General features: G+C 58.9%; 16 protein-coding genes and 1 tRNA gene. 13 read left to right on the top strand and 4 right to left on the bottom strand.

The window, feature by feature from the left end:
* The first annotated feature begins 110 nt into the window (after positions 1-110).
* Entirely contained in the window at positions 111-479 is a 369-nt protein-coding gene (locus AFIDRAFT_RS06360; protein ID WP_002718112.1) for a DUF485 domain-containing protein, read from the top strand.
* Positions 476-2,005 carry a solute symporter family protein gene (locus AFIDRAFT_RS06355; protein WP_002718113.1) on the top strand — a complete coding sequence of 510 codons (1,530 nt, stop codon included), beginning with the start codon at positions 476-478 and terminating at the stop codon, positions 2,003-2,005. The genes AFIDRAFT_RS06360 and AFIDRAFT_RS06355 overlap by 4 nt, the downstream gene beginning before the upstream one ends.
* A 102-nt stretch (positions 2,006-2,107) precedes the next feature.
* On the opposite strand, the gene AFIDRAFT_RS06350 is transcribed toward AFIDRAFT_RS06355, so the two are convergent.
* Together AFIDRAFT_RS06350 and AFIDRAFT_RS06345 are read right to left on the bottom strand one after the other, a co-directional pair.
* Positions 2,108-2,683 carry a carboxymuconolactone decarboxylase family protein gene (locus AFIDRAFT_RS06350; RefSeq protein ID WP_002718114.1) on the bottom strand — a complete coding sequence of 192 codons (576 nt, stop codon included), beginning with the start codon at positions 2,681-2,683 and terminating at the stop codon, positions 2,108-2,110.
* A gap of 43 nt (positions 2,684-2,726) precedes the next feature.
* The gene (locus AFIDRAFT_RS06345; protein WP_002718115.1) at positions 2,727-3,833 is read right to left on the bottom strand and encodes a transglutaminase-like domain-containing protein; all 1,107 of its coding nucleotides are present in this window, start codon (positions 3,831-3,833) and stop codon (positions 2,727-2,729) included.
* 510 nt (positions 3,834-4,343) lie between these two features.
* Between AFIDRAFT_RS06345 and selA the strand changes: the two genes are divergently transcribed.
* The 3 genes from selA (at position 4,344) to AFIDRAFT_RS06330 (ending at position 7,751) form a co-directional block, all read left to right on the top strand.
* The gene (selA, locus tag AFIDRAFT_RS06340; RefSeq protein WP_002718116.1) at positions 4,344-5,717 is read left to right on the top strand and encodes an L-seryl-tRNA(Sec) selenium transferase; all 1,374 of its coding nucleotides are present in this window, start codon (positions 4,344-4,346) and stop codon (positions 5,715-5,717) included.
* Positions 5,714-7,654, top strand: a complete 1,941-nt coding sequence (gene selB / locus AFIDRAFT_RS06335; protein ID WP_002718117.1) for a selenocysteine-specific translation elongation factor — start codon at positions 5,714-5,716, stop codon at positions 7,652-7,654. The genes selA and selB overlap by 4 nt, the downstream gene beginning before the upstream one ends.
* Position 7,655: 1 nt before the next feature.
* Positions 7,656-7,751: transfer RNA gene (locus AFIDRAFT_RS06330), tRNA-Sec, on the top strand.
* A gap of 34 nt (positions 7,752-7,785) precedes the next feature.
* On the opposite strand, the gene selD is transcribed toward AFIDRAFT_RS06330, so the two are convergent.
* On the bottom strand, positions 7,786-8,859 hold the full coding sequence (gene selD, locus AFIDRAFT_RS06325) for a selenide, water dikinase SelD (protein ID WP_002718118.1): 1,074 nt from the start codon (positions 8,857-8,859) through the stop codon (positions 7,786-7,788).
* 139 nt (positions 8,860-8,998) lie between these two features.
* Between selD and AFIDRAFT_RS06320 the strand changes: the two genes are divergently transcribed.
* The 6 genes from AFIDRAFT_RS06320 (at position 8,999) to AFIDRAFT_RS06295 (ending at position 15,579) form a co-directional block, all read left to right on the top strand.
* A complete protein-coding gene (locus AFIDRAFT_RS06320; protein ID WP_002718119.1) occupies positions 8,999-10,126 on the top strand; it encodes a Re/Si-specific NAD(P)(+) transhydrogenase subunit alpha in 1,128 nt (375 codons plus the stop codon).
* Between the two features lie 11 nt (positions 10,127-10,137).
* Positions 10,138-10,458, top strand: coding sequence for a proton-translocating transhydrogenase family protein (locus AFIDRAFT_RS06315; protein WP_002718120.1), 321 nt, complete (start codon positions 10,138-10,140; stop codon positions 10,456-10,458).
* 14 nt (positions 10,459-10,472) lie between these two features.
* A complete protein-coding gene (locus AFIDRAFT_RS06310) occupies positions 10,473-11,876 on the top strand; it encodes an NAD(P)(+) transhydrogenase (Re/Si-specific) subunit beta (RefSeq protein WP_002718121.1) in 1,404 nt (467 codons plus the stop codon).
* A 96-nt stretch (positions 11,877-11,972) separates the two neighbouring features.
* On the top strand, positions 11,973-12,206 hold the full coding sequence (locus tag AFIDRAFT_RS06305; RefSeq protein WP_002718122.1) for a DUF2798 domain-containing protein: 234 nt from the start codon (positions 11,973-11,975) through the stop codon (positions 12,204-12,206).
* A gap of 295 nt (positions 12,207-12,501) precedes the next feature.
* A complete protein-coding gene (locus AFIDRAFT_RS06300) occupies positions 12,502-14,637 on the top strand; it encodes an acetate--CoA ligase family protein (RefSeq protein ID WP_009338384.1) in 2,136 nt (711 codons plus the stop codon).
* A gap of 36 nt (positions 14,638-14,673) precedes the next feature.
* On the top strand, positions 14,674-15,579 hold the full coding sequence (locus AFIDRAFT_RS06295) for a halocarboxylic acid dehydrogenase DehI family protein (protein ID WP_002718124.1): 906 nt from the start codon (positions 14,674-14,676) through the stop codon (positions 15,577-15,579).
* A 203-nt stretch (positions 15,580-15,782) separates the two neighbouring features.
* Here the strand turns inward: AFIDRAFT_RS06295 and AFIDRAFT_RS06290 are convergent, their stop codons facing one another.
* On the bottom strand, positions 15,783-16,703 hold the full coding sequence (locus AFIDRAFT_RS06290; RefSeq protein ID WP_009338383.1) for a LysR substrate-binding domain-containing protein: 921 nt from the start codon (positions 16,701-16,703) through the stop codon (positions 15,783-15,785).
* Positions 16,704-16,908: 205 nt separating this feature from the next.
* Here AFIDRAFT_RS06290 and AFIDRAFT_RS06285 point away from each other — a divergent pair, with 205 nt between their 5' ends.
* Both AFIDRAFT_RS06285 and AFIDRAFT_RS06280 read left to right on the top strand, forming a co-directional pair.
* The gene (locus tag AFIDRAFT_RS06285; RefSeq protein WP_002718126.1) at positions 16,909-17,226 is read left to right on the top strand and encodes a DUF485 domain-containing protein; all 318 of its coding nucleotides are present in this window, start codon (positions 16,909-16,911) and stop codon (positions 17,224-17,226) included.
* Positions 17,223-18,746 (top strand): solute symporter family protein, encoded by a 1,524-nt coding sequence (locus AFIDRAFT_RS06280; protein ID WP_009338382.1) that lies wholly within the window; start codon positions 17,223-17,225, stop codon positions 18,744-18,746. Before AFIDRAFT_RS06285 ends, AFIDRAFT_RS06280 begins: the two co-directional genes overlap by 4 nt.
* Positions 18,747-18,778 lie beyond the last annotated feature (32 nt).

The raw sequence follows: 18,778 nt of genomic DNA, 5'->3' as shown, positions 1-18,778 counted from the left end.
AAAAGGATTTCAGGGAAGCGAGGTTACTTACGACTGTCGTCAATCAGAAAGCTGCCCCCAGAAGTGCATCAAAAGATGCCGGACAAAAGGGGGCAGCGGGAGGAAACAAAATGGATATCAGTGTGACTGCGGCGAACCCGATCGACGTTCCGGCCTATCACAAGGATTCGAATTGGTCGGCGGCCTATCATGACCAAAATTTCCAGCATCTGTTGCGAACCAAGGCGAGTCGAATACGTCCGGCTGTTTTGTTATATTTTCTCACTTACATTGTGCTGTCTGGCCTCGCGGGATTTGCGCCGCAAATCATGAACGCCAAGCTCATCGGCTCGTTCTCCATCGGTTACGCCCTTATTCTTCTGACCTATTTCGTCGCATGGGGCGTGGCGCTCTGGTATGTGCGTGTTGCGGAGGTGGAATTCGATCCTCTGAAAGACGCAGCAGTGAAGTCAATTCATATGCGGGAGATGCTGCGATGAGCGCAATCACCATCTGGATGTTCGGCGCCGTTATCTTGATGACGCTCGTCATCACCTATTGGGCGGCCAAGCGAACGAAAACGACGGGCGAATTCTACGCGGCAGGACGCTCTCTCACCGCCTCCCAGAATGGTCTGGCGCTTGCCGGCGATTGGTGCAGCGCCGCTGCCTTTCTCGGCTTCACCGGCCTGACGGCTCTTTATGGAATGGATGGCGCACTTTATGCGGTCGGACCTCTGGTCGCATTTTGCACCGCCATTCTCTTGTTCGCTGAACCCTTGCGGAACGCCGGCAAGTTCACTCTGGGCGATATTGTCAGGTGCCGCATGGAAAGTCGTACCGCCCTGATTATGACAGCTATCGGGGTCATTGTGGTGAACTTGGCCTATCTCGTTCCGCAAATGGCCGGCGCGGGTGTGCTTATCAAATTGCTGCTCGGCTTGCCCTACAACCTCGCAGTCGCATTCGTGGGCGTGGCGATGATCGTCTATGTTGCCTTCGGTGGCATGCTGGCGACGACTTGGGTGCAGATTGTCAAGGCTGTTCTCCTGATGACGGCCGGTCTTGTCGTCCTTGTTCTTTGCCTTAAGGCGGTCGGCTTCAATCCTGTCGAGTATTTCAATCTCGCGGAAAGGGAGCACGGTCCGAAGTTTCTGCAGGCTGGAAACTACTTGAAGAACCCGTTCGATCAAGTGTCGCTCGGGCTGAGTTACATCTGCGGCATCATCGGTCTTCCGCACGTCATGACACGTTTTTATACTGTGCCGGACGCCAAGACTGCGCGCCGTTCTGTGATCTGGGTCATGTTCCTTGCCGGCGCCTTCTTCATCGCGACTGCGATCTTCGGCTTGGCCGCGGCACACTTCATCGGACCCGAGGCCATCCGGGCGGCGGACAAGGGAGGAAATCTGGCGATGCCTTTGCTCGCACAATATCTTGGCGGCGGCGCCAACACACTCGGCGGTGACATGACGCTCGGCTTTGTTTCTGCGGTGGCGGTGGCGACCATCCTGGCCACTGTTGCCGGTTTGACGCTGGCAACGTCGGGAGCCGTGGCGCATGATATCTACGTCAATGCGATCAAGGGCGGACATGTGGAGGAAAGGTTTCAGGTCCGCGTCGCGCGGATTTCCGTGCTGTGCGTCGGCGCGTTTGCGACCATTCTTGGGATCGCGGCGCAGGGCGTGAACGTTGCGGTTCTCGTGATTCTCGGCTTTTCGATCGCCGCAAGCGCTAATTTCCCCGTGGTTGCCCTCTCGCTGTTCTGGAGGCGCTTCAACGTCGGCGGCGTGGTCGGCGCTGTGGTTGTGGGGTTGGTTAGTTCGGTGACGCTGGCGCTGATCGGGCCTGCGTTCTTGGGTCCCCACGCGTTATGGCCGCTTGTCGTTCCAACGATCGTGACTATGCCGCTCGGTTTCCTCGGTGCTGTGATAGGATCGCTGATGATCAGTCAGAATCCGCAAGACGACAAGAATTTCGAGGAGATTTCGGTCCGCGCCCATACCGGGTTGGGAGCCGAGATCTAGGACATCGCATGAGGCTACAGAAGAGCCGCTCCTTCGGCCCGAAGGAGCGGCTCTTCCTGTTGCAGATGCCGGGGCGAGACGCCGATCCGCCCGCTATGACCGTTAGGAGCGGCCGGGTTGCGCGGCGGTGTCTTTCCAGGCGTAAGGCGCAAGCTCGGGGTTGAGCGAGGGCCGGCCGAGATTGCTGGTAAAGTTGCAAAGCGTTGCGAGGCTGATGCCAAGAATGACCTCGACTGCATCCCCCTCATCATATCCGGCTGCGTAGAATGCTTTGAGTTCGTCGTCCGTGACATTCCCGAGTCGCTGCAGGATGGCGCGCGTGAAGTGAGCCAGCGCATCCAGCCGGGCATCAGGAACGTCCTTGCTGTCGCGCAACGCGTCGACCACCTGCTGCTCCAGCCCAGCCTTGCGGTAGGCCAGCGCCGTGTGGCCGGCGACGCAGATGCCGCATTTCTGCGTCGCCGCCGCGGTGATCTGGATGGCTTCGCGTTCGCCGACGTTGAAGTTGCCCCTGGTCAGGATAGCAGACAGCGAGTGGTATGCTTCGAGTGCCGCAGGTGAGTTCGCCAGGATTCGAAACAAGTTCGGCAGAAAGCCGTTCCTGCTGACGACAAGTTCAAGACCTGCTTGAGCCGCTTCCGGCGCGTCGTCAACCGTATGGAGAGAAAGGCGTGACATCTGATTTTCCTCAAATAGCGGCACACGACGCGCCGGGCGGAATTCAGGCGATCCTCTTTGAAGTGATCGTATAGGCGAATGTTTGCGAGTCGAGGCAATCCAGCCGGCCGGCGACGGTTTCCGCCTCTGGATACATGACGAATGTCGGCGTGCCGGACTTGGCTCCGGGAAGGGCGATCAGGTCGGCCGTGTTGTATGGCATCCAGTTGCCTTCCCAGGCGCCCAGAAGCGTTTTCCGGGCGGCGACCACGAGTGGGTCGTCGATGGACAGATGGCCGGTCGACTCCTCGAGCGCGACCTTGCGGACGTCGGCGGGATCCATCGGCACCCAGCCGAATTCAGCCAGGAACACCTCCGAGCGGCAATGTTGCGCCGTGGTGACGTTGCTCGAATTCGCACCGAGACTCTTGTATCCGAAGGCGGAAGGCGCAATCCGGATTCCATAGAGATCGCGCGCAGGGATTCCTTGCGCCCGTACAAGGCCGACGAAAAGGGCGTTGAGATCGGCACATTTGCCTCCGATATCGCCGCTCCGAAGCAGGACGACGATGTTGCCGGTGCCGCAGCCCCGCACGCTGCCTTCGCGATAGGTGTTCTCGACCATCCACTGATAGATCGCGCGGGCCTTTTCGATCGGTTGTTTGGCGCCGCTTGCGGCAATGATCTTGTCCGAAGTTTCCCGAACAATTCCTTCGAGCGGAATGTGATCGTTCGAGGTGGTGTAGCGCCGCTGTTCGTCTTCGGACAGCTTGTAGGCGCCCATCGGCTTTGACAAATCGATCGCGCGGTCCCGCAGGGACAACCGGCTCGTCACCTCGAGAACGGCGACTGGTTCGGCACCGGTCCATGTCGCGTGAAACATTCTGGCCTGCGATTGCGGATCGTGCCAGTCCGTATGATGGCCGTTAGAAGTTACGCTGTCGCCGCCGGACCGGAACCAGGCTTCTTCATGGATGGAGGGAAGCGGGAGCCATGCCTGCGCTGGGCTCCCGTGGGTCGGCACCGCCATTCGGGTCGTCACTTCATAGGTGCTCCACTCGCCCGGCTTGGGAGAGAAGACCACGCCTGCGATGGCTTTGGGTGTTGTCAGCGTTGCGGCCGTGGCGGCCATTAATCCGGTGCCGAGAACCTTGCGTCTAGTCCACATCATTGTTGCAAATCCTTGTCTACGTCAGGTGGAGGGTCATTGTGGAAGCCGTCATCGCTCCCTTGCCTGGATATTCCTCCGCTTGTGCGAGCGGAGATGACACCACCACTGAAATAGCCATGCCAAACATCCGTTTGGACCGGGCTTTTGCAAAACGTTCCGCCACGAGCGGGTGCGCCGTAGTCCCTCCCAGTCACTGGAGTGCGAGCGCCGTATCACAAGCCCCGAGACTCGGGAGCCGATTTCAATGTCACGCCCTTATGAGAACGTCGGCTCTTGCACAAGGTCAACAAAAATTTCTCAAGCTTTGAAAGTACTGTCGATTAGTTGACAGAGATAGTTCGCTTAGGATGTGACGTTCAACCCGGATTTGATCGATCTGAACACGTGGCCCGTGAGGTTCGTGATGAAAATTTTCTCGCTGCGAGCAGATGAAGAACCCATCCCGAACGATCGGGACTTCCAATCGTGAGTCGAGAAACGCACGGTCGCATTCCATCTGTCGATGAAATCATGAAAACTGCTCCTGCCGTGGAGTCTTGCGCGCTGTACGGACGGCCATCGACCCTGGCTGCTGCGCGCGTCGTCGTGGACGAGGTCAGGCGAGGCCGCGGTGAAGGCGCGATGCCGAGCGCAGAGCAGTTTGGAGAAAGAGTTTCCGCGCATGCCACGGCCATGGCGATGCCGCATCTGAAGCATGTCTTCAATATGACCGGCGTCGTTCTTCACACGAATCTCGGTCGCGCTGTCCTGGCCGAAGAGGCCATCGCGGCGGCCGCGGATGCCATGCGTCATCCGGTTTCGCTTGAATTCGATCTGGACAGCGGTCAGCGGGGGGAAAGAGACGATCACGTCCGCGATCTGATCTGCGAATTGACCGGCGCCGCGGACGCGACCGTCGTTAATAATAATGCTGCCGCTCTTTTCCTTGTCCTGAATACGCTGGCGCATCGACGTGAAACAATTGTGTCGCGTGGCGAACTTATCGAGATCGGGGGCTCTTTCCGACTGCCTGCGATCATGGAGAGAGCCGAAACGATTTTGCATGAGGTCGGGACCACCAATCGCACACATGCCGGCGACTACGCGTCTGCCATCAACGAGCAAACAGGTTTACTGCTGAAGGTTCACACCTCGAACTATGTGATCAGGGGATTCACGACGGCCGTCGGCACATCGGATATGGCGTGCATTGCGCAGCAAGCGAAACTGCCGAGCGTGTACGATATGGGGTCCGGCATCCTGCTCGGCCTTGAAAGATTCGGCCTGGCGCACGAGCCGACCGTTTCCAAAATTCTCCGTGAGGGTATCGATCTGGTGACTTTTTCCGGAGACAAATTGTTGGGAGGCCCTCAGGCTGGATTTATCGCCGGTCGCAAGGATCTGATTGCGGCGATCAATCGAAATCCGATGAAACGCGCGATGCGTATCGACAAGATGCGCGTGGCCGCGCTCGAGGCCACTTTGCGGTTGTATCGCGATCCCGACCGGCTTGCGCAGCGGCTGCCGACCTATCGTTTAATCCGCCGCTCTTGCGATGAGTTGCGCGACGTCGCCCGGCAGCTTTTGTCCCTCGCCCGCCAGCAACTGGGTGCGGAATTTAAAGTCGAGATATCGGACTGTGATGGCGAGATCGGTTCCGGCGCGATGCCGACGGAAAAGATCGCAAGTGTTGGTCTTGCGATCCGCTCGACGCGGGGGAGCGGAAGAGCCCTGATCGAATTGGCGGCAGCTTTGCGACGACTGCCGATTCCCGTCATCGGACGCATTGAAAGCGATGCACTCATTCTTGACATGCGTTGCCTGGAGGACGTGACGGCCTTCTCGATGAACTTCATGCAGTTGGCGCGGGGGGGCACCGATCTGGACTCAAGGACGCTGGAATGATCGTCGGCACCGCCGGACACATCGATCACGGCAAGACGGCCCTTGTGCGGGCGCTCACCGGCGTCGATACCGACCGCCTGAAGGAAGAAAAAGCGCGAGGCATCTCGATAGACCTCGGCTTCGCCTACCTTACGGCCGAGCGTGGTGTGGTCGGCTTCGTCGACGTGCCCGGTCATGAGCGCTTTATTCACAACATGTTGGCCGGTATTGCTGGCATTGATTTCGCTATGCTGGTCGTAGCCGCCAATGAGGGCATCAAACCGCAGACCGAGGAGCATCTGCAGATTCTCGACCTGCTCGGCCTGTCGCGCGGCGTTGTTGCATTGACGAAATCGGACCTCGTGGAGGTGGAACGGCTGGCCTTGATCTCGGACGAGATTGCAGAGCGGCTGGAATCCACCAGCCTTGGCGATATTCCGATCGTCCCGGTTTCAACCGTTACCGGAAACGGCATCGACGAATTAAGGCGATTGATCCTCGATGCGTATGATGTCGAATCCATGCCGCACGGCGATGGCCGGTTTCGCATGGCGGTGGATCGCTGTTTCACCTTGACCGGAATGGGAACGATCGTAACTGGCGCCGTGATGTCGGGCCAGATCGAAACAGGCGGGCACGTTGTCGTCACCCCGTCCGGAATTAGAGCACAGGTTCGTTCCATTCATGCGCAAAACCGCAAGACACAGATCGGTCGCCGCGGCGATCGCTGCGCGCTCAATCTCGTAGGCTCCGATGTCAGCCGCGAGGCGATTTCGCGCGGCGACGTAATTGCGGATCCAGGCCTGCATTGTCCCGCGGACCGTCTCGACGTCCATCTACATTTGTTGGCGAGCGAACGGCGGCCTCTGCCGCACTGGACGCCGGTCAAGCTTCATCACGGCACCGCGCAGGTGGTAGCTCGTACCGTCATTCTGGCCGACGGTCCGCTGCCGCCAGGCAGCGATGGATTTGTGCAGCTCGTCCTCGATCGGCCGACAGCCGCGACCGTCGGCGAACGCTTCGTCGTCCGGGACATATCGGATCAGCGGACGATCGGGGGCGGGCGGTTTCTCGATCTGCGGGGGCCGACGCGCAAACGGCGCTCACCACAGCGCGTCTCGCAGCTCAACGCCTTGCTGAAGCCATCCCTCAAGGAAACGCTTGCCGGATTGCTCGCAGTCCACCCCTATTACGTTGCATTGACAGCGTTCGGGCGCGACCGTGCTTTGTCGCAAACTCAGACAGACGCTCTTGTGCGCGACTTGGGATTGACAGTGCTTCCACACGGAGCGGATCGTCTTGCGATCTCACGGGAAACGGCCCAGAAGCTCGATGCCGATATTCTTGCGGTTCTCGAGGATCATCACCGGAATCATGCCGAGATGATTGGTCTTGGGTTCGAGAAGCTGAGGATCGGGCTGAATCCAAGATTGCCGGCGCCGGCGCTCAAGGGATTTCTTCAGCAACTGGTGAGCGCGCGGCGCGTGGTGATCGAAGGTGCCTGGGTGCGGCTTGCGTCCCATGCGATGCATTTGTCGGTTCCCGACGAGCGGGTATGGTGCAAGCTTTCACCCCTTCTGGAGGGGACGGAGCGTTTCCGGCCATCGCGGGTGAGAGAACTCAGCGAGCGGCTTGCACTGACAGAGTACGACATTCGCCGGCTGCTGAAAGCGCTTGCCAAGATGGGAAAGGTCCAGGAGGTTTCGCAGGATCATTTTTTTATGCGCGAAACCGTCGTCGAAATACTTGACGTCGTGATAGAGCTTGCGGAAAAGAATTCAGGCCGCGTGACGGTGGCGGATCTGCGCGATCGTCTTGACAGCGGACGCAAGCTCGCCATCGACTTGCTGGAATTCTTCGATCGGCACGGCGTGACGATCAGGCGCGGCGACTTTCGCGTTTTGAATCAGCCAAAACTCGGCCTTTTCAAATCGCCGAAATTCGCAACGGCCGGATAATGGAGGAGAATCGTCCCTGGTGGGACGTCCGGACTTCAAATCCGGGAAGGACCGTCGGACGGTTCTTGGTGGGTTCGACTCCCGCTCTCTTCCGCCATCCGTTGCGCATCCGGCCGACCCCGGCGCTGCGCCTAACTCCGAACGTCGATACCGGCCTGCCCCTTTTCGACGGAGCCGATGATAGATGCGGACCGATAGCCGGCCACCTTTATCCGATCCAGAAGGGTTTGTGCGTGGGATGCGGTGCAGGCGATCAGCAGCCCACCGGATGTCTGCGGATCGGTGAGGAGATGCTGGCGCCATTCCGGCAGGTCGTCCGGTAAGACGACCCCTTCGGAGACGCTGCTCCAGTTACGTTTTGAAGCACCGGTGATGAAGCCCTTTTTTGCGAGTTCCACCGTCTGTTTGAGGAGCGGCACGCGAGGCCAATCGATCTTCAGGCGCAGGTCGGAGCCGCGTGCCATTTCCAGCGCGTGCCCGAGCAGCCCGAAGCCTGTGACGTCGGTCACGGCATGCACATCTTTGTCTTCTCCGAGGCTGGTGCCGATCACGTTGAGCTGGGTGGTCGAGGCCAGCATGTCCTGATAGCCGTCCGCGTCGAGCTGGCCGTTCTTCAGTGCTGCGGAGTAGAAGCCCACGCCAAGAGCCTTGGTCAAAATCAGGCTGTCGCCGGCCTGCGCGCCGCTGTTGCGCCGGATTTGATCCGGGCGGCAGGTGCCAATTACGGCCAGACCGTAGATCGGTTCGGCGGAATCGATCGAATGTCCTCCGGCTACGGGAATTCCCGCCTGCGCGCAGGCTCGCGCGCCGCCCGCCAGAATATCGCGGACGGTTTCGATCGGCAGCTTTCCTAGCGGCATGCCGAGGATAGCCAGCGCCATGAGAGGTTTCGCTCCCATCGCATAGATGTCCGAGACCGCGTTTGTCGCGGCGATCTGACCGAAATCAGTTGGATCATCCACGATGGGCATGAAGAAGTCGGTCGTTGCCACGACACATGTCCGGTCATCGATCTGCCAGACGGCGGCGTCATCTCCTGTTTCGCTTCCGACCAGCAGGTTCTTGAACGGCGAAGCGAGCGGCGATGCCGAGAGCAGGTCATGGAGAACCGAGGGCGAGAGTTTGCAGCCGCAACCTCCGCCGTGAGCGAGGCTCGTCAGCCGAGGCGGCGTCTCGATAACGGGTTTGGTGGCTTTTTGCGTCATGTGCATCCTCACATACTGGTCGCGTTCACTATAGCGCGGCGTCCGTGGATCGGAATGTCAATATCTAGATAGCGGCCGGCCGGTTCACGCCGATAGTGCCGATCGTGTCAGCGAGGGTTGCCTTGCGGCGGGAGGCTTTATGAAGTTAGGGATAGCTCATGAGGTTGATGGTGGGGAGCCGCGTGTTGCGGCGACGCCGGATACCGTGAAGAAGTACAAGGCGCTGGGGATCGACGTTGCGATCGAGCCGGGCGCGGGCATCAAGTCCGGCCTGCTGGACGCCGACTACGAAGCCATGGGCGCCGTGGTCAGCGCAGACGCCGTGAAGGACGCCGACATCGTCATCAAGGTGAAGCGTCCGGAAGCCAGCGAACTCGCGACCTATAAAAAGGGCGCGCTCGTACTCGCGATCATGGATCCGTACGGCAACGAAGCCGCGCTCAAGGCGATGGCCGCCGCCGGCGTGTCGGGCTTTGCGATGGAGTTGATGCCGCGCATCACCCGCGCGCAGGTGATGGACGTGCTGTCCTCTCAGGCGAACCTAGCGGGCTATCGCGCCGTGATCGAGGCCGCCGAATCCTTCGGCCGCGCCTTCCCGATGATGATGACCGCTGCGGGCACCGTGCCGGCCGCCAAGGTGTTCGTGATGGGTGTCGGCGTTGCCGGCCTCCAGGCGATCGCGACCGCGCGCCGCCTCGGCGCCGTCGTCTCCGCCACCGACGTTCGCCCCGCGACGAAGGAGCAGGTCGAAAGCCTCGGCGCCAAGTTCCTCGCGGTCGAAGACGAAGAGTTCAAGAACGCGCAGACGGCGGGCGGCTACGCCAAGGAAATGTCCAAGGAGTATCAGGCCAAGCAGGCCGCGCTCACCGCCGAGCACATCAAGAAGCAGGACATCATCATCACCACGGCGCTGATCCCGGGCCGTCCGGCTCCGAAGCTTGTCACCGCCGACATGGTCGCGTCGATGAAGCCCGGTTCGGTGCTGGTCGATCTCGCGGTCGAGCGCGGCGGCAACGTCGAGGGCGCGAAGGTGAACGAGATCGCCGAGGTCAACGGCGTCAAGATCATCGGGTACACCAACCTCGCGGGTAAGGTCGCGGCTTCGGCCTCAAGCCTGTACGCACGCAACCTGCAGTCGTTCATCGAGACGATGTTCGATAAGGAAACCAAATCACTGGCCGTGAAGTGGGACGACGAACTGGTCAAAGCCACCGCGCTGACCAAGGACGGCGCCGTCATCCACCCGAACTTCCAGCCGAAGGCGTAAGGAGTCCAGCCATGCATGGTCTTGAGATTGTCGACCCGTTCGTGTTCCGGCTGTCGATCTTCGTGCTCGCGGTGTTCGTGGGCTATTTCGTGGTGTGGTCGGTGACGCCCGCGCTGCACACGCCGCTGATGTCGGTGACCAACGCGATCTCCTCGGTGATCGTGGTTGGTGCGCTGCTCGCGGTCGGCGTGGCACTTGTCGGCGACGACAACGGCCCGCTGTGGGCGCGTGCCTTCGGCTTCATCGCGCTGGTTTTTGCATGCATCAATATTTTTGGCGGCTTCCTTGTCACCCAGCGCATGCTGGCGATGTACAAGAAAAAGCAGAAGTGAGCAGGGGCTAAGCCATGAACGCTAATCTTTCGGCGCTGCTCTATCTGGTGGCAGGTGTTCTCTTCATCCTGTCGCTGCGCGGACTTTCAAGTCCGGCCTCTTCGCGCCAGGGCAACTTCTTCGGCATGATCGGTATGGCGATTGCGGTCGCCACCACGCTTGCGGCGCATCCGCCGACCAGCGCCACCGGTTGGATCCTGGTGATCCTCGGCGTCGCCATCGGCGGCAGCATTGGTGCGGTGATCGCCAAGCGCGTGCCGATGACCTCGATGCCTGAACTGGTCGCTGCCTTTCACTCGCTGGTCGGCATGGCCGCGGTGCTGGTCGCGGCCGGTGCGTTCTACGCGCCGACCGCCTTCGGCATCGGTACCCATGGTTCAATCCACGCCCAGAGCCTCATCGAGATGTCCCTCGGCGTCGCCATCGGCGCGCTGACCTTCACCGGCTCGGTGATCGCATTCATGAAGCTGTCGGGCCGCATGAGCGGCGCGCCCATCATCCTGCCGGCGCGTCACATCATCAACATCGCGCTGGCGCTGGCGCTGGTGTTCTTCATCTACGGTCTGATCGTCTCGCAGAGCGCGGTGGACTTCTGGCTCATCACCATCATCGCGCTGGTGCTCGGCGTGCTGCTGATCATCCCGATCGGCGGCGCCGACATGCCGGTGGTGATCTCGATGCTCAACTCCTATTCGGGTTGGGCCGCGGCCGGCATCGGCTTCACGCTCGGCAACTCGGCGCTCATCATCACCGGCGCGCTGGTCGGCTCGTCGGGCGCGATCCTGTCCTACATCATGTGCCACGCGATGAATCGCTCCTTCATCTCGGTCATCCTCGGCGGCTTCGGCGGCGATTCCGGCGGAGCAGCGGCTGCCGCAGGCGGCGGAGAGGCACGTCCGGTCAAGCTCGGCTCGGCCGACGACGCGGCCTTCATCATGAAGAACGCGCAGAAGGTCATCATCGTGCCGGGTTACGGCATGGCGGTCGCGCAGGCTCAGCACGCGCTTCGCGAAATGGCGGATACGCTGAAGAAAGAAGGCGTCGAAGTGAAGTACGCCATCCATCCGGTCGCGGGCCGCATGCCAGGCCACATGAACGTGCTGCTGGCGGAAGCCAACGTGCCTTACGACGAGGTGTTCGAGCTCGAGGACATCAACTCGGAATTCGCGCAGGCCGACGTGGCCTTCGTGATCGGCGCCAACGACGTTACCAACCCGGCGGCGGAAGAAGATCCGAAGTCGCCGATCTACGGCATGCCCGTGCTGCAGGTCTGGAAGGCCGGCACAGTGATGTTCATCAAGCGCTCGCTCGCCTCCGGCTATGCCGGCGTCGACAACCCGCTGTTCTATCGTGACAACACGATGATGCTGCTCGGCGATGCCAAGAAGATGGCCGAGAACATCGTCAAGGGAATGTAGGCGTAAACCACTAACGGAATACCGACACAGGCTGTCAACTAATTGGCTTCTTCAAAACGCCATCAGGTTTACAAGCGAACAACAAGCGGAAGTTACATGAAAAAGTTGCCTCGCCGATTCGGTCATTTTGTGTATGGCACCATTCAGTCCGGACTCACGAGCGGCGTGGCGAGCGGTATTGCAAGCGTTGGTTATCTGGAACATGGACTATTTCTCACGCGCTGGGTCAACGCCTGGATCATCTCGTGGACGCTGATGATGCCGTTGGTGTTGCTTGCGGCGCCTCTCATCCACCGGCTGACGCTTCTTATAGCGCACGACGAGCCTTGATCATCACCTATAGGAGGACTGCACTGACGTGCGGCTGTTAGCAGTGACACATCTACGTCTCATAAGCTCTTTTTCAAATTCTAAGCAAAGCGGGATTGTTGATTTAAAGCCTTCCACGGCTGAGACTGATCTTCGTCTTCGTCTTCTTCGAGCATTTGCCATGCTTTCAACTCAGGAGGATAGATTGGAGGTCGTGCGGAGGGCGGAAGCTTTAGTCGATCCGATCTGGGATCACTGAAAAACAATCATAATCCATTGAAGTAAACATCAAACAATCCAGGGAGTTCGTTCGTCTATGGGGGCAATCGACAAAGCATCCGTTCGCAAGGTTCTGGACAAGGTCAAGGCTGATGGCCGTGACAGCCTCACCGCGCCGGAAGGCAAACTGGTTTGTGACGCGTACGGCATCGCCGTCCCCGGCGAAGGCGTGGCCAAGTCGGCCGACGAAGCGACCAAGCTCGCCAGCAAGATGGGCTATCCGGTCGTCATGAAGATCGTCTCGCCCGACATTCTGCACAAGACCGAAGCCGGCGGCGTCGTGGTCGGCGTCAAGGACGACGCGGCTGCGAAGGCTGCGTACGACCAGATTCTCGCGAATGCCAAGAAGTACAAGGCCGATGCGAAGATCGAAGGCATTCAGGTTCAGCAGATGCTGATGGGCGGCACCGAAGTCATCGTCGGTTCGATCACCGACGATTCGTTCGGCAAGCTCGTTGCCTTCGGCCTCGGCGGCGTTCTCGTCGAAGTGCTCAAGGACATTACCTTCCGCCTCGCTCCCGCGACCAAGGAAGACGCCCTGTCGATGCTCGACGGCATCCAGGCCAAGGAAATGCTGCACGGCGTTCGTGGCGGCGATCCGGTGAACCGTGACGCGCTGGCCAACATCATCGTCGGCGTCTCGCAGCTCGTGACCGACTTCCCTGAAATCGTCGAGCTCGATCTCAACCCGGTGTTCGCCACCAAGAAGGACGCGATTGCCGCCGACGTGCGCATCGTCGTCGACTTCAACTACAAGCCGAAGGCTGCTCCTCGTTCGGACGAGGAAATCGTCAAGGCGATGAATCGCATCATGATGCCAAAGTCAGTAGCGGTCATCGGCGCATCGGCCGAAGACGGCAAGATCGGCAACTCCGTGATGAAGAACCTCATCAACGGCGGCTACAAGGGCGAGATCTATCCGGTCCACCCGAAGGCAGCCGAAATTCTCGGCCACAAGGCCTACAAGAGCGTCAAGGACATCCCTGGCGTCGTCGACGTCGCTGTGTTCGCGATCCCAGCGAAGTTTGTGGCCGGCGCTCTGACCGAGTGCGGCGAGAAGAAGATTCCTGGCGCCGTTCTTATTCCGTCGGGCTTCGCCGAAGCGAACGAGCCTGAGCTTCAGGAAGAGATCGTCAAGATCGGCCAGAAGTACGACATCCGCCTGATGGGGCCGAACATTTACGGCTTCTACTACACCCCGGCCAACCTCTGCGCGACCTTCTGCACCGCCTTCGACGTCAAGGGTTCGGCGGCGCTGTCGTCGCAGTCCGGCGGCATCGGCATGGCGATCATCGGCTTCTCGCGTTCGGCGAAGATGGGCGTCTCCGCGATCGTCGGTCTCGGCAACAAGTCGGACATCGACGAAGACGATCTGCTCGCCTTCTTCGAGCAGGACAAGAACACCAACGTCATCGCGATGCATTGCGAAGACTTGAAGGATGGTCGCGCCTTCGCGAACGCCGCCAAGCGCGTGTCGAAGAAGAAGCCGGTCATCGTGCTGAAGGGTGGCCGCACGTCAGCGGGCGCCAAGGCAGCGGCGTCGCACACCGGCGCCCTTGCCGGTAACGACAAGATCTACGAGGATGTCTTCAAGCAGTCCGGCGTTATCCGCGCCCGTTCGCTGCGCCAGCTCCTCGAGTTCGCACGCGGCGTACCGTTGCTGCCGACCCCGAAGGGCGAAAACGTCCTCATCATCACGGGTGCCGGTGGTTCGGGCGTGCTGCTGTCGGACGCTGTGGTGGACAACGGCCTGTCGCTGATGGCCATGCCTGCCGATCTCGACGCGGCGTTCCGGAAGTTCATTCCGCCGTTCGGCGCTTCGGGCAACCCGGTTGACATCACTGGTGGCGAGCCGCCGATCACCTACGTCAACACCGTGAAGCTCGGCCTCACCGATGATCGCATCCACTCGCTGATCCTCGGCTACTGGCACACGATCGTCACCCCGCCGATGGTGTTCGCGAAGAACATGGTTCAGATCAAGAATGAGATGAAGGCCCAAGGCTTCGAGAAGCCGATGGTCGCATCGCTCGCAGGCGACGTCGAAGTCGAGGAAGCCTCCGAATATCTCTACCAGAATGGCATCCCGGCCTATGCGTACTCGACCGAACTTCCCGTGGAAGTGCTCGGTGCGAAGTACAAGTGGGCGCGCGGCGCCGGTCTCATCAAGTAAGGCACCAATTCATCGTCGTTCGCACAGGAGATGAAGATGTCAGTCAAAACGATATTGGCCAAGTTTCCTCAGGTCGACCATGGTCAGGCATCCGGAGCACTCGCCGACGTTTACGAGGACATTCACAAAACGCTTCGCGTGCCATGGGTCGCCTTCGCCATTCGGGTGATGTCGCAATTTCCTGATTTCATTCCCGACGCGTGGGCCGCTCTCAAGCCACATATTTCGACCCGCTATGCTGAGGACGGCGCTGATCTCGTTCGTCTGAACGCGATCGTGCCCGGTCCCGTGATGCCGAATCCGACGCCCAAGTTGCTGGCGATGGGTTGGAAAGAAGCCGACATCGAAGAATTGAAAACGTCACTCGATCTGCTGAACTACGGAAATCCGAAATATCTCATCCTCATCACCGCCTTCAACGAGGCCTGGCACGAGCGTAATGCAGGCGGGCGAAATTTTGCAAAGCTGAGCGGTCGCGACGCCCAAAAAATTCCTTACGGCCTGCCAGCCGGAGTGAAGAAGTTTAACCTCCTCGATCCCGATCAAGCCGATGAGCGGACCCAGACAATCCTACGAAATCTTCGGGATGCGTCTTTGCATCACGGTCCCGCCAGCGACTACCGTGTGCTGGGGCGTTGGCCGGACTACTTGGAATTGGCGTTCAAGGACTCTTTGCAACCGGTCGTCTTGTCCGCCGAATATGAGGAAACGGCCCGCCGCATTCGTAAAATCGCGCGGGATCACGTCAAGGGCTTTGATGAAGTCGCTGGCGTGGCCTGGCGGAATATGACGGAGAAGCTCTCAGCGGAGCAAATTGCGGGGCTTACCGGACTTCTATTCCTGTACAACCGCTTCATTGCAGACATCACTATCGCCATTATTCGGCTGAAGCAGGCGTTCACGAACGCTGAAGACGCGACCCAAAATAAATACACCAAATAATGACAACGAACATCCCTCGTTTGCACGAACTCATCAATTATGCATGCGAGCTTAAGAAAGGGTCATGTAGGAGACTCATTCCCTGAGTGTCCGCCACCAACATCAAGTGTGAATCCAGCAAAATCTTACGCGCGAAGGCACAAGAGTAGACACCGACAAAACGCTGCCTTGGTAAGCAATGTTTCTAATGCGCACGCAACTCGTTACAGTCGCGCCGCGGTGTTTCGTGCTCTTGATAGTTGGAGGGGGCGTTGGGGGGGTCTGCTTACTCCCGAATTACTGAGGCAGTCGGCCAAAAACAAAGCTAATTCAGAAACGACCCGTGAGTTGGCGCGGCGGCCATAAGCATAAACTACTTCCACGCTCGGTAATGGCGGAAGTCCTGAACGAGGTCCTAGAACGCGCAGAGGCGCTTCGACCAGCGCTCTAGCTAATACAGTGGCTCCCATTCCTTCAATAGTAGCGGCCCGCAGACATTCAAAGCTCGGTCCGACGAAACTCCTGTGCCAGGTGCGTCCTTCTCTCTTCATAGCTGTTTGCGCCGAACGACGATAAGCACAGCCTTCCGGAAAGAGAATCAGGGGCAGCGATCCTTCGCGTTCGGGCACAAAAGATGGTCCGCTCACCCAAACCAATTGTTCTTTGAGTACCACCGTGCCGTGTGAAGCTCCTGCATCTTGCTTGAAGAAGGCAAGATCGAACTCGCTACGCTCTGTACGTTTGAGCAGGTTCTCTGACTGGTTAGCCTCCACCTCCAGTCCTACCATCGGATGTGAACGCTTAAACGCTGTCAGCCAAGCGGTGAAATCACGGCCAAAGAAATCGAGTGGTACACCGAGCTTAACAAAGCTCGTGAGAGCCGCATCCGACATTGAGCCGAACGCCTCGTCGTTGAGCTGCAAAATACGCCGCGCATATTGCACCAGCTTAGTACCTTCGCTTGTTAGCTCAAGGACTCTGCCCTTGCGGCGCTCGAGGACACTCTTGCCGACCTGAGCTTCCAACTTGTTGATCTGCTGGCTGACTGTCGATTGGGTGCGCCCCACCGACTCTGCTGCACGTGAAAAGCTCATCGTATCAGCAATAATCAGGAATGTGCGGAGGCAATCTATGTCGAAATTCATGGAACTCTCTCTCTATCGGAAATAATGATATTGAACATCGAATTAATCAATTTTGTCACTTTTGGGGGATTTCGTACAGTTCAATGTCGGCGCTGTCCGGCCAACCCGCACAAGCGGGATCAAATCGCGAAACGGGAGGCGCGGATGTTCCGCTGCGCGCAACTCGAATAATTCGTTCAAAAAGAGAACAACGAGGGGAAGCGCAATGCGTGACATAACGCTGACGGGGGCTGCGTATGCCTCTATTCGAGTTTTGATAGCTGAGAAGAAAAAGTATCTGATCCCGATGACGATCACCTTCATGGTGGCGTTCATGGGACCGGTCATACTTGCCGGATTTGCAAGGGAAACGATGGGAATGCGCGTGTGGGGCGCGTTCAATCTCGGCTTCCTCCTGATTGCATTAAACTATCTGCTATCGTGGGTCCTGGCGCTGATTTACGTTCGCGTCGCAAACGATGTCTTTGATCCTCTTGCTGCCAAGGCTGTTTCCCAACTCAAAGCGGCAGGGAAACATCGATGATTACCCTCGGTATTTTTGCGCTCATTCTCCTTATCACGCTGGGCATAACCTACTGGGCCGGGAGACGTACAGCGACAACCGCGGACTTCTACGCAGCGGATAGTAGCCTGACGGCTTCGCAAAACGGATTTGCTTTGGCTGGCGACTGGTGCAGCGCGGCGGCTTTCCTCGGGTTCTCTGGATTGACGGCGCTTTATGGCATGGACGGAGCGTTCTATGCGATCGGGCCTCTCGTCGCTTTCTGCACTGTGCTCTTTTTAGTTGCGGAGCCACTTCGCAATTCCGGCCGCTATACATTGGGTGACGTTATCCGAAGCCGAATGCAGACGCGGTCTTCACTGCTTGCCACAATCGCCGGCACTATTGTCGTCAATTTCGCCTATCTAATGCCTCAGATGGCGGGCGCTGGAGTACTCGTTCGGTTGTTGACAGGCATTCCTTATGACTGGGCCGTCATCTTTGTCGGTATCGCGATGATTGTATATGTCGCTTTCGGCGGCATGCTCGCCACCACTTGGGTTCAGATCATCAAGGCCGTCTTTATGCTTGCGACCGGGGCACTCGTGCTGGGAATGGCACTGCGGCTAGTCAACTTCAATCCGCTGACCCTGTTCGACAACGCAGAAGCCAAATACGGCGCGAAGTACCTTTTGCCCGGCAACTACCTTAAAAATCCGTTTGACCAGATTTCCCTTGGACTTGGCTATGTGCTCGGTCTCGCGGGACTCCCTCATGTTATGACACGGTTTTATACCGTGCCGGATGCCAAGACGGCGCGACGGTCAGTCGTTTGGGTGATGTTCCTTGCCGGTCTGTTCTTCGCGGGTACGACACTTTTTGGTCTCGCAGCAGCTGACTTCGTTGGTCAGGACGTTATTCGCGCAGCAGATAAGGGAGGCAATCTTGCACTGCCTCTGCTGGCCCAATATCTCGGGGGCGGAAAAGGCACGCTAGGTGGCGAGGTGATGCTTGGGCTGGTCGCAGCTGTCGCTGTTGCGACGATTCTGGCCGTTGTCTCGGCCCTTACGCTGTCGACATCAAGCACTGTGGCGCACGACTTTTACACTAACTGGCTCAACCAGGGGAAAATCGATCCTAAGCGCGAAGTCATGGTTGCTCGCATCTCGGCGGTGGTGATCGGCATTCTTGCTGTCGTGCTAGGCATTCTAGCCCAAGGCATTAACGTCGCCGTCTTGGTGATTCTTGCAATTTGCGTTGCGGCCAGCGCCAACTTCCCAGTCCTCATCCTTTCGCTGTTCTGGAAGCGGTTCAACACCGGGGGAGTTATCGGTGGCATGAGCTTTGGTCTTATCTCGTCGGTCGTGCTGGCGATGATAGGGCCGGCAATGCGTGGCGCAGATGCTTTGTGGCCGCTGGTTAATCCAACGGTAGTTTCACTTCCGCTCGGTTTCCTCGGTGCCGTTATCGGTTCATTGATCGCCGGTCGCGACAAAGCCAATGAAACGCGTTTTGAGGATTTTACGGTCCGCGTCCACACCGGCGTTGATCCCACCTCATAACACCGTGCGGCCCGGATTTCGTCGGGCTGCAT

Origin of the sequence: Afipia sp. 1NLS2, assembly GCF_000178995.1 — a bacterium.
Lineage (GTDB): Bacteria > Pseudomonadota > Alphaproteobacteria > Rhizobiales > Xanthobacteraceae > Afipia.
This window is presented reverse-complemented; position numbering and strand designations above follow the sequence as displayed.

Excerpts from the sequence above, each read along its gene's own strand:
- AFIDRAFT_RS06360 (WP_002718112.1), top strand. The coding sequence starts at position 111 with ATGGATATCAGTGTGACTGCGGCGAACCCGATCGACGTTCCGGCCTAT.
- AFIDRAFT_RS06355 (WP_002718113.1), top strand. The coding sequence starts at position 476 with ATGAGCGCAATCACCATCTGGATGTTCGGCGCCGTTATCTTGATGACG.
- AFIDRAFT_RS06350 (WP_002718114.1), bottom strand. The coding sequence starts at position 2,683 with ATGTCACGCCTTTCTCTCCATACGGTTGACGACGCGCCGGAAGCGGCT.
- AFIDRAFT_RS06345 (WP_002718115.1), bottom strand. The coding sequence starts at position 3,833 with ATGATGTGGACTAGACGCAAGGTTCTCGGCACCGGATTAATGGCCGCC.
- selA (WP_002718116.1), top strand. The coding sequence starts at position 4,344 with ATGAAAACTGCTCCTGCCGTGGAGTCTTGCGCGCTGTACGGACGGCCA.
- selB (WP_002718117.1), top strand. The coding sequence starts at position 5,714 with ATGATCGTCGGCACCGCCGGACACATCGATCACGGCAAGACGGCCCTT.
- selD (WP_002718118.1), bottom strand. The coding sequence starts at position 8,859 with ATGACGCAAAAAGCCACCAAACCCGTTATCGAGACGCCGCCTCGGCTG.
- AFIDRAFT_RS06320 (WP_002718119.1), top strand. The coding sequence starts at position 8,999 with ATGAAGTTAGGGATAGCTCATGAGGTTGATGGTGGGGAGCCGCGTGTT.
- AFIDRAFT_RS06315 (WP_002718120.1), top strand. The coding sequence starts at position 10,138 with ATGCATGGTCTTGAGATTGTCGACCCGTTCGTGTTCCGGCTGTCGATC.
- AFIDRAFT_RS06310 (WP_002718121.1), top strand. The coding sequence starts at position 10,473 with ATGAACGCTAATCTTTCGGCGCTGCTCTATCTGGTGGCAGGTGTTCTC.
- AFIDRAFT_RS06305 (WP_002718122.1), top strand. The coding sequence starts at position 11,973 with ATGAAAAAGTTGCCTCGCCGATTCGGTCATTTTGTGTATGGCACCATT.
- AFIDRAFT_RS06300 (WP_009338384.1), top strand. The coding sequence starts at position 12,502 with ATGGGGGCAATCGACAAAGCATCCGTTCGCAAGGTTCTGGACAAGGTC.
- AFIDRAFT_RS06295 (WP_002718124.1), top strand. The coding sequence starts at position 14,674 with ATGTCAGTCAAAACGATATTGGCCAAGTTTCCTCAGGTCGACCATGGT.
- AFIDRAFT_RS06290 (WP_009338383.1), bottom strand. The coding sequence starts at position 16,703 with ATGAATTTCGACATAGATTGCCTCCGCACATTCCTGATTATTGCTGAT.
- AFIDRAFT_RS06285 (WP_002718126.1), top strand. The coding sequence starts at position 16,909 with ATGCGTGACATAACGCTGACGGGGGCTGCGTATGCCTCTATTCGAGTT.
- AFIDRAFT_RS06280 (WP_009338382.1), top strand. The coding sequence starts at position 17,223 with ATGATTACCCTCGGTATTTTTGCGCTCATTCTCCTTATCACGCTGGGC.